Raw genomic sequence first — 9,614 nt, forward strand, 5'->3', positions numbered from 1 at the left:
GTCCCGTTCGGTGTCCTGGTCGGTGTCCTGGTCGGGGCGGGTGTCGATGCGCCGCTTGAGTTGGGTGTTGATGCGCATGGCTTCGGCGAGCTGGTCTTCCAGGATGATGATGCGGCAGGCCGCCTCCAGCGCGGTGCCCTGGTCGACCAGGTCGCGGGCACGCTGGGCCAGGCGCAGCTGGTATCGGGAGTAGCGGCGGTGGCCGCCGGCCGAACGTTGCGGGACGAACAGCTCGGCGGCGTCCAGGCCCCGCAGAAACCCCGGGGTGACACCGAGGAGCTCGGCGGCCCGGCCCATGCTGTAGGCGGGGTAGTCCTCGTCGTCGAGCTTGTCGTCCAGCCTGCGGTCGAGCCCGGTGTCGATGTCGTCCTGCGCCTGGCCGGGCTGGGCAGGGCGCGGGTCGCGGTCTGCTGGGTGGGTGCCGGGCCCAACCGGCTGAGGTCCTCTCACAAAACCTTCCGTACTGTCGTGGCTGCCCTTATTGGGTGCACGCCGAACGCGTATTGGAGAACGACGGGGCCCCGGCGCCGAAGGGCGGCGCCGGGGCCATGGGGTACAACACCATCTATCCGGCGCTGCGGCCGGTTGACTTCCGCGCCGGCCGCCTGTGGCGGGGGCGCGGGGATCGCGGATGCGTGACCGTAGACCACCGTCCAATCTGTGGGGCTGCGGTACCCGCGCGGCGTGACTGGAGCCCGCTGCGGGCGATCCCGATGGTGCCGAGACCCTCCTTCCGTGTTTCTACCTGCGTTACCTGTGTTTCCTACCGTGTTGCGACTTGCGGTGTTGCGACGTGCCTTCACGGCGGCCCGTTGGCCGCCGGACGCGGAGCCGGCTGCCGGGGTCCCTTCTACTGCGTTGACCCCGGCACGCCCGGCCCGCGTCATCCATCTGTGCGGGCAGTTCGTCCTCTGCCGCGCCTGCTGGACTTGTTCCTCTTCGATGACAGGAACCATACCCCACTCTGCCGCGAATATCTACCTTGATCGGCACAGGTTTTCGAGGAGCGGCGGATGGGATTGCCTGTGCCCGGTGCGCGAACGTGCCCCGGGCCCGGGTTTGCGGGGTGCCGACCGCGTTGCGGATCGCCACCAGCGCGCCCCGCCCGGAGGCATCGCAGAAGGTCACCCGGTCCAGATCCAGGACCCGTCGGGGCGGGAGGCCGACCGCGCGACCAAGATCACGGACTCGCGCAGCAGACTGGCGGTGGAGTTGTCGATCTCCCGGTCGAGGTGCACCACCACGATGCCGTTCCCAAGATGCTCGGTGCGCATCCTCAACCCGCGCCCCGGGCGCGGACGGCGAGGACCCTCCGGCATCGTCGCTCACGCCGATCACCTCCGTCGGGATACCGGCCACACGCCGGTCTTCGTCGTGACGCACGAGAGGCGTGACCCCTGGGGCCGCGTGGGACCATCTTCCACTTCGTCAACGACGGCATCGAGGCCGCGCTCGACCAGGCCCGCGAGGCCGCCGGCGACCGCAACGTCCGCATCGCGGGCGGCGGCGCGACGATCGTGGAGTACGTGAACGCCGGCCTGACCGACGAGTTCTCGATCGCGCTGTCGCCCGTGCTGTTCGGCTCCGGAATTCGCCTGTTCGAGGGCGTGGACGCGGGCCGCGTGGCCCTGGAGCCGGTCCGCGCTGAGCCCTCACCGAGGGTGACGCACCTGACCTACACCGTCCGGGAGCGTTAGGCGCACGACGGACGGCGGACGAACACGCCCACACGGTTGGCACGCAGACGGTTTTCCTGACGGGATGAGCAGCCCACCTGCTGGACGGCCACGAAGGAGCCGGGCGGATCCGCTGGCACCGGCCTGACGGCGGTGTTTCTCCCATTGCAGTCACGGACGGTCGGCGGCCGGGCATGTTTGCTCGTTGTCTGCTCGGCGGTTCCGAAACGGACTAGCACGGAGCGGGACGTAGCGGCATGGGAATGGTGCTGGATACGGACAGAGCGGTAAGGTCTAACAGCGAGAGCACTGTTCTGATACGAGAGCGGCCGACTTTTAATCCGTAGGCTGTGGGTTCGAGTCCCACGCGACCCACTCACACATCGCCTATGTAGCTTGCGGATACGCGTCGCGTGCTCGCTGCGGGGGGCTACGCCTCCTCGTCTTGGGAGGGCGCGGGGAGGACGGAAGGCCGGGCTTCCGGAGTCGGGATCTTCCTTGGCGCCAGTGCCGCAGCTGGAAGAACGCATGCCGGGCATCGCGCCGACCTGGGTCGCGCACACGTTGCTGCCTTCTGGAGCATCTCCTGACGAACGAGGCGATGACCGAACGGGAGATTCTGGATGGTATCCACGTGGTCGTCGACCGGTTCCTCGGCCCGGCGAACTGAGTGGTCAGAGGCATTCGGGGACGAGGTCCAGGGTCGTGCGGTCGAACCGGCACAAGAGGTCGAACTGGTGGTCGGTGCGGGGTAGCTCGTAGTAGAAGAAGTACCGGGCCGCCGCTCTCTTGCCTTCGTAGAAGTCATCGGCCTTGTCGGCTGCGGCGACGACCTGCTCCAGCCATAGCCACGCGACCACCACGTGGCCCATCGCCTCCAGGTACAGCGACGAGTTGGCCATCGCGGCGGGACGGTCGGCGGCTCGTGAGAGCGTCTCCGAGGTCGCGACCAGCCGGTCTATCCGGCGCTCGAGCAGTTCCGCGAGGGCGGTCGGTTCTGCGTCCTGCTCTCGTGCGGACGAGGCCGTCTTCCTCATGCCGTCGATCAGGATCTGGAATGCGGCGCCGCCGTTCGCCCTCACTTTCCGTCCGAGCAGGTCGAGCCCCTGGACGCCGTGGGTGCCCTCGTGGATCTGGTTCAGCCGGTTGTCCCGGTAGTGCTGCTCGACGTCGAAGTCGCGCGTGTATCCGTATCCACCGTGGATCTGGATGGCCAGGTCGTTGGCGGCCAGGCACCACTGGGCGGGAAAGGACTTGGCGATCGGTGTGAGGACGTCGAGCATCATCCGTGCTCGGTCGCGTTCGGCTTCGCCGGGTGCGCTGGCCTGTTCGTCGACGAGGCGGGCGCAGTACAGGACGAGGGCGAGAGATCCTTCCACGTAGGACTTCTGTGCGAGCAGCATCCGGCGGACGTCCGCGTGCTCGATGATCGGGACTCGTGGGGACTGATCCCCGTCGCCGGCTCGCCTGCCCTGAAGACGGGTCTTGGCGTATGCGAGTGACTTGAGGTAGCCGGTGCTGCCGAGCGAGGCCGCCGCGGCACCGACGGCGATACGCGCCTCGTTCATCATATGGAACATGCAGGCGAGGCCGCTGCCCTCCGAGCCGACCAGATGACCGATGGCGCCGGCTTCGCCGCGCGGTCGGTGGTCGCCTTCCCCGAAGCCGAGGACGGCGTTGACCGTGCCTCGGTTCCCCATCTTGTGGTTGAGGCCGAGGAGGGCGACGTCGTTGCGTTCTCCGATCGAGCCGTCTGCCTCTACCAGGAACTTCGGAACGGCGAACAGCGAGATGCCCTTGACGCCGCTTTCAGGCGCACCGGTACGGGCGAGGACGAGGTGGACGATGTTCTCGCCGAGTTCGTGGTCTCCTGCGGAGATCCACGTTTTGGTGCCGCGCACCCTGTACGTACCGTCGTCCCTGAGGTCGGCCCGCGTGGTGATGTCGGCGAGTGAGGAGCCGGCGTCCGGCTCGGACAGGCACATCGTGCCGAAGAACCGTCCTTCGATCAGTGGGCGGGCGTAGCGGTCGACCAGGTCGGCGCCTGCGTGCGCGACCAGCAGGTTCGCCGCGGCCGAAGCGAGGAAGAGGTATCCCGCGGTCGACCCGTTCGCGGCGGTGAACCACAGGGACGACGCCTTCTGCAGGGTGACCGGCAGCTGCATGCCGCCGTAGTGGTGGTCGAAGCTCGCGGCCTGGAGGCCGGCGGCGGTGTACGCGTGGACGGCGTCCCGCACCGGCGGGGCCAGGAGCACCCGGCCGTCCGCGCCGATGACCGGTTCGCATCGGTCGGCCTCCCGGTTGTGCGGTGCGAACTTCCTTACCGCGAGCTGCTCGCTGAGGTCGAGGACCGCGGAGAAGGTCTCGGCCGAGTGCTCCCTGAAGCGTGACCTGGCGGTCAGGCGCGCGACGTCGAGCCACTCGTACAGCATGAAGTCGAGGTTGCGCCTTGAGAGCAGGTGAGCGGCACGCCCGGCAGGTGTGGTCGTCATGGATCCGCCTCAGATCTCCCGCTTGAGGATCTTGCCGGTGCTCGTCATGGGCAGCGAGTCCCTGAACTCGACGATCCGGGGGTACTTGTAGGCCGCCATCTGGGTCTTCGACCACGCGATGAGTTCGTCCTCGGAGGTCGGGTCTTCGGGTTCCTTGATCACCACGGCCTTGATCTCCTCGCCGTGGGAGGGGTGCGGCACGCCGACGACCGCTGCCAGGGAAACGCAGGGGTGGGTGATGAGGACTTCCTCGATCTCGCGCGGGTACACGTTGTAGCCGCCCCTGATGATCATGTCCTTGACGCGGTCGACGATGTAGTAGTAGCCGTCGCCGTCCTTCCGGGCGAGGTCGCCGGTGCGGAACCAGCCGTCCTTGAGAACCTCCGCGGTCTCGGCCGGCCGCTTGTAGTACCCCTTCATCACGTTGTACCCGCGGATCGCGATCTCGCCGATCGCCTCAAGGTCCTCGGGGACGTCGGTCCAGTCGGGACCGATCAGCCTCATCTCGACGCCCGGTATCGGTTTGCCGATCGAACCGATCCGGGGACTGGCTCCCCACGGAGAGAACGCGGCGCCCGGCGAGGTCTCCGACAATCCGTATCCCTCGATGATGGTCACGCCGAACTTCTCGCGGAAGGCGCGATGGACCTCACCGGGAAGCGCCGCGCCGCCGGAGATCGCGACCCGCAGGCGTCCGGCGATGGCCTGAGCGTCGACCGGGGCGCCGGCCCCGCCGCCGGCCGGGGCGCCGTTCCGGGCTTCGAGTTCGGCGAGCAGTGCCCAGTACATCGTGGGCACGCCGCCGAAAACCGTGACTTCCTCGTTGTGGAGGAGTTCGAGCACGGCGCGCGGCTCGAACCTCGGCATGAGCACCACGGTGCCGCCGAAGCCCGCGGCCGCGTTCTGGATTGCGGTCTGGCCGAAGGAGTGGAACAGCGGCAGGACGCACAGGTACGTGTCGGGGCGGTCGGCGTCGGCGTCGTAGAGGTCGCGGGCCGCCAGGGCATTGAGGCGGAGGCTGTCGTGGCGAAGCTCGGCCCCTTTGGGTTGGCCGGTGGTGCCCGAGGTGAAGAGGATGACCGCCGTTTCGTCGTCGGCCGTCTCCACGGTGTCGAATGTGCGGGGCCGGCTTTCGACGGCGGCGTGGAAGTCGTCGGCGGGGACGTCGCCGGTGCGGCCGGGGGAAACGCCGAAGAAGTGCCGGCACTGATCGACCTGCCTGAAGCCGGCGCGTGCCTCCTCGCCCATCGGTGCGTCACCACCGCTCTCGAACGCGAAGAACGCCCGTACGTCGGCCTCGCGCAGGTGGTAGGCGTACTCGCGTTCTTTGAGGAGGACGTTGAGCGGGACGACGACCCCGCCGGCCTTGAGGATCCCGAAGTAGATCGCGGTGAACTCCGGGATGTTCGGCGTGGTGACGGCGACCTTGTCGCCGCGCCCGATGCCGTGCTCGGTCAGGAGGCCGGCGACACGGTTCGCCTCTTCGTTCAGCCGCCGGTACGACCAGCGGAGCGCACCGGCCACGATGGCGGTGCGGTCGGGGTGGTTCGTCGCGGCCGTCTCCACCAGCGTTGCAAGGTTCGTCACCACAAACTCCGATCAAGAGATGAATCCAGGTACACATCTCGACCCAGCAGATCTCCGGCTTGACAGCGCGGATGGGTCACTTGTCGCCGACGGCCGGAACGAGTTCACGCCCGCGGCCTGGCGCACGGAAACAGGTGAGCACGGCAGATGCCGCGCCGTAACTTCGATCCGGTTGGGGCCTACGGAGCCTGGGTGGCGTTCCTGTCCACCCGATGCGCAATCGCCTCGTTGGAGTTGCGGATGTGCTCCGACATCAGCCGGTGTGCGAGCTCGCGTTCCTGTTTCAGGATCGCCGTCGCTATCGCCTCGTGCTCGGCGAGGTTCTTTTCGATCAGCCTGGAGTTGCCGGCGTATATGGCGAAGGAGAGGTTGTGCGGAAGCCGCCGCCGGAGTTCGCGGATGGTGAGTGTGAGGTGATGGTTTCCCGCGGCTTCGAGGATGACCGAGTGGAACTCGTCGTTGGCGCGGATCCATCGTTCGGCCTGGACGTCCTGCCGCCCATCGAGCGACTCGCGGAACGCGTCCCATGACCGGGTCATTCGCCGGGTCTGGTCGTCGTTGATCCGATCGCAGGCGAGCGCGGCGGCGAGCCCTTCGAGTTCTCCCCGGACCTGGCCGATCTCCCGGATGTCGTGCCCGGAGAGTCCGTTGACCTGGGCGCCCCGGTTGGGAGAGATGGTGAGGAATCCCTGGACGGCCAGGATGCGCAGGGCTTCCCTGACCGGGGTCCGGCTGACTCCGAACTCCTCGGCGAGCGCGCCGTGCCGGAGCCAGGCGCCGACCGGTATCTCGCCCGAGATGACGCGGCGCTGCAACACGGCGACCAGTTGGTCGCTCAGGGATGCGCCTTGAGCGGCGAGTTCCTCGTCGAGGACCAGATCGTCAGCCACCTCAGGCCTTCCTCCTACCCGAAACGGCTGGAATCGGCGTCCTGTCGATGCAATAACGAGGGTACCGCATCCAATCTGGCGCAATGGCCCCTCCTTCCATGGGCGGGTGGATTGCCTGCTGGGCGAGTTCTCCGCACGGATGATCATCGGCCGACCGCGTATCCCTGGGCGCCGCGCGGGTTGGCCGCGCCGACGATGCGTCCTTCGGTGCGGTCGAGGTGCACCGACGAGAGCCGGCCGAGCGCCCAGTCCCCGGCGCGACGCACGGCGTGCCCCATGGCTTGGAGATCCGTGAGGACGGCCTGGCCTACGCGGTCCTCGATGACCAGGCCTCCCGGCTCCCAGCTCCGTGGCCAGAAGCTGCCCGGGAAGCCGGTGGTGTGGAACATCGGCGCCTCGATCGCCTGCTGGGATCCGAATCCGCCGGCCAGGGTGCGGACCAGATAGACGAGCTGCCACTGCTCTTGCTGATCGCCTCCGGGGCTGCCGAGTGCGGTGATCGAGTCCTCGGTCGTCACCATGGTGGGCGTCAGCGTGGTCCGCGGGCGCCGGCCAGGGGCCAGGGCCGACGGGCTCGCCGGGTCCAGGTGGGTCATCTGGAGCCGGGTACCGAGGCAGAACCCCAGCTCGGGCACCGCGGGCGAGGACTGCAGCCAGCCGCCGGAGGGCGTCGCCGAGATCGCGTTTCCCCACCTGTCGATGACGTCGATGTGGCAGGTGTCGCCCCGGGTCTCGCCGGTGACCCGCACGGTCGGCTCGCCGACCGACGCCGTCGCGGTGCCCGCCGAGGCGGCGACGACCGGACGGTAGGGGCGGGGCAGCCCGGCGAACGATCCCGGCCGCAGCTCCCAGGAGCTGCGCGGCCCGATCAGGTCGCGTCGCTGCTTGGCGTAGTCCGCCGACATGAGCACGGCGAGTGCCTCGGGGTCGTGCCCGTCGCCGTAGTAGGCATCGCGGTCGGCCATCGCCAGCTTCAGTGCCTCGACGACCCGGTGGATGCCCGCCGCGGTGTCGAGATCCAGCTCGTCGTCCCCGAAGCCGTCGAGGATGCTGAGTGCTTGCAGCAGCACTGGTCCCTGCGTCCAGGGGCGGGCCTTGTGGACGCGGCGGCCGCGGAACTCGGCCGAGAGGGCGGGCTCGTAGTGCGCGGAGTACGCCGCCATGTCCGCGGCGGTGAGGAGGCCGCGGTGGTCCCCGCCGGTGGCGTGGCGGTGCGGGACGCCGGCGACGAACCGTCCGATGGCCTCGGCGACGAAACCCTGTCCCCATGCCCTCCGGGCCGCGTCGATCCGCGCGCTCCGGTCCGGGGCTCCCGCGCTCTCGGCCAGCAGCAGGCGAAGCGTGCGCGCGTAGGCGGGACTGGTGACGATGTCGCCGGGGGACGGCGCCGCGCCGTCGCGGAGCCAGAGCCGAGCGGACGTGGGCCAGTGCGTCGTGAACAGGTCGCGTACCTGGCCGATCACCGCGCAGGTGCTCGCCAGGATGGGATGTCCCGCCTCGGCGTAGTGGATCGCGTAGGAGAGCACGTCCTCGAGCTCCCAGCCGCCGTGGTCGCGCAGCAGCAGCAGCCACGCCTCGACCGCACCCGGCACCGCGGCGGCCAGCGCTCCCGCTCCCGGCACGGCCGCGAGTCCCTCGGACCGGAAGTGGTCGATGGTCGCGGCGGCGGGGGCGGGGCCCTGTCCGCACAGGACCTCGACGGATTGCCCGGCGGGTGCGATCAGCGCCACGAGGTCGCCGCCCGGCCCGTTCAGGTGGGGTTCGACGACATGGAGGACGAACGCCGCGGCCGTGGCGGCGTCGAAGGCGTTGCCGCCGCGTTCCAGGACGGACTGCGCCACCGACGACGCGATCCAGTGGGTGGAGGCGGAGACGCCGAACGATCCGGTGATCGCGGGACGAGCCAGGAACCGGGGCTCGCGGAAGGTGTCGTCGCTCATCGCCGCGTCCCGTCCCTCTCGGTGGAGAACCGCCCTGCCCAGGCGGCGTACAGGAACTCGATCGTGGGGTCGACGATCCGTGGTTCGGCGAAAACGGGGGCCGCGTGATCCTGGCCGGGGACGACCGTGAGGTCGCAATGGCCCCCGCGCGCCTGGACGGCGTCGCGCAACCGGATGCTCTGTTCGACCGGCACGGTCCGGTCGGCGTCGCCGTGTGCGAGGAGGAAGGCCGGCAGTCGCTGTGCCACGGCGACGGCGCGGAGCACGGAGCCGTGCTCGACGATCGCGGGCAGGTCCTCGGAGTCGAGGCCGCGGCCGTAGATGAGCTCGATGCTCGGGCCGACCCGGTCACGCAGCGCCGGGTCCGCCTTGGCGGCGGCGACGACGCCGCTCATGTCGCCGGCCGTGTAGTGCAGCACGACGGCGGAAAGGTCGGCACCGTATCCGGCGAGCTCGGGAAGCGGGCGCCCCCCGGTCTCCCCTCCACTGACAGCGGCCCTGGCCATCAGGTAGCCGCCGGCCGAACTCCCCCATCCCGCGACCCTCCCGGAGTCGAGGTGGTAGTCGCCGGCGCGGGCGCGCACCCAGCGGATCGCGGTGACGATGTCCTCGACCGGCTCGGGGTAGCGGGCCTCACCGGCGAGGCGGTACTCGACGGAGACGACGGCGATGCCGCGGCCGGGGAGGCTCCCCCAGGGCCCCATCTCCTTGACGCCGCCGACGAAGGCGCCGCCGTGGGCGTAGACGACGACGGGGAACGGGCCGTCGCCGCCGGCGGGAACGTGGACGTCCGCGCGTAGCGGCCGCCATCCCTTGTGCATGCCGATCGCGACGTTGAGGTAGGAGGTCGCGCCGTCGAGGACGTTGACCGCGGCGGGTTCGGCCAGCCGCGGGTCGACGACCGTGTACGGGATCACGTCGACCTCGGGGAGAGCGGCGCTGAACTGGATGGGCTTCACGACGTCCTTTCTGTGAACGCGGAGAGCTGATGAAGCGAGGTGCGGACCTTGGGCCGGGTGGGTCTCATGC

General features: G+C 69.4%; 8 protein-coding genes. 1 reads left to right on the forward strand and 7 read right to left on the reverse strand.

All coding sequences use genetic code 11. The features are described from left to right. Together E1285_RS40235 and E1285_RS46065 are read right to left on the reverse strand one after the other, a co-directional pair. A partial coding sequence (locus tag E1285_RS40235) for a MerR family transcriptional regulator (protein ID WP_132159864.1) occupies positions 1-297 on the reverse strand: 297 nt, incomplete at its 3' end. Positions 298-1,124: 827 nt separating this feature from the next. Next, positions 1,125-1,274, reverse strand: a complete 150-nt coding sequence (locus E1285_RS46065) for a hypothetical protein (protein WP_165966958.1) — start codon at positions 1,272-1,274, stop codon at positions 1,125-1,127. A gap of 165 nt (positions 1,275-1,439) precedes the next feature. On the opposite strand from E1285_RS46065, the gene E1285_RS40240 reads away from it, so the two are divergent. Further along, positions 1,440-1,697 carry a dihydrofolate reductase family protein gene (locus tag E1285_RS40240; RefSeq protein ID WP_279510126.1) on the forward strand — a complete coding sequence of 86 codons (258 nt, stop codon included), beginning with the start codon at positions 1,440-1,442 and terminating at the stop codon, positions 1,695-1,697. A 653-nt stretch (positions 1,698-2,350) separates the two neighbouring features. On the opposite strand, the gene E1285_RS40245 is transcribed toward E1285_RS40240, so the two are convergent. The 5 genes from E1285_RS40245 to E1285_RS40265 form a co-directional block, all read right to left on the reverse strand. Then, positions 2,351-4,168: an acyl-CoA dehydrogenase gene (locus E1285_RS40245; RefSeq protein ID WP_132159860.1), complete on the reverse strand. Its 1,818-nt coding sequence runs from the start codon at positions 4,166-4,168 to the stop codon at positions 2,351-2,353. Positions 4,169-4,177: 9 nt separating this feature from the next. Continuing rightward, positions 4,178-5,755 (reverse strand): long-chain fatty acid--CoA ligase, encoded by a 1,578-nt coding sequence (locus E1285_RS40250; RefSeq protein WP_132159861.1) that lies wholly within the window; start codon positions 5,753-5,755, stop codon positions 4,178-4,180. Positions 5,756-5,934: 179 nt separating this feature from the next. Continuing rightward, positions 5,935-6,645, reverse strand: coding sequence for a GntR family transcriptional regulator (locus E1285_RS40255; RefSeq protein WP_207947172.1), 711 nt, complete (start codon positions 6,643-6,645; stop codon positions 5,935-5,937). 143 nt (positions 6,646-6,788) lie between these two features. Beyond that, positions 6,789-8,585, reverse strand: a complete 1,797-nt coding sequence (locus E1285_RS40260) for a gamma-glutamyltransferase (protein WP_132159863.1) — start codon at positions 8,583-8,585, stop codon at positions 6,789-6,791. Beyond that, complete coding sequence (locus E1285_RS40265) at positions 8,582-9,544, reverse strand: alpha/beta hydrolase (protein ID WP_207947173.1); 963 nt, start codon at positions 9,542-9,544, stop codon at positions 8,582-8,584. Before E1285_RS40265 ends, E1285_RS40260 begins: the two co-directional genes overlap by 4 nt. Positions 9,545-9,614: the final 70 nt, after the last annotated feature.

Origin of the sequence: Actinomadura sp. 7K507 (assembly GCF_004348425.1) — a bacterium.
In the GTDB taxonomy this organism is placed as follows: domain Bacteria; phylum Actinomycetota; class Actinomycetes; order Streptosporangiales; family Streptosporangiaceae; genus Spirillospora.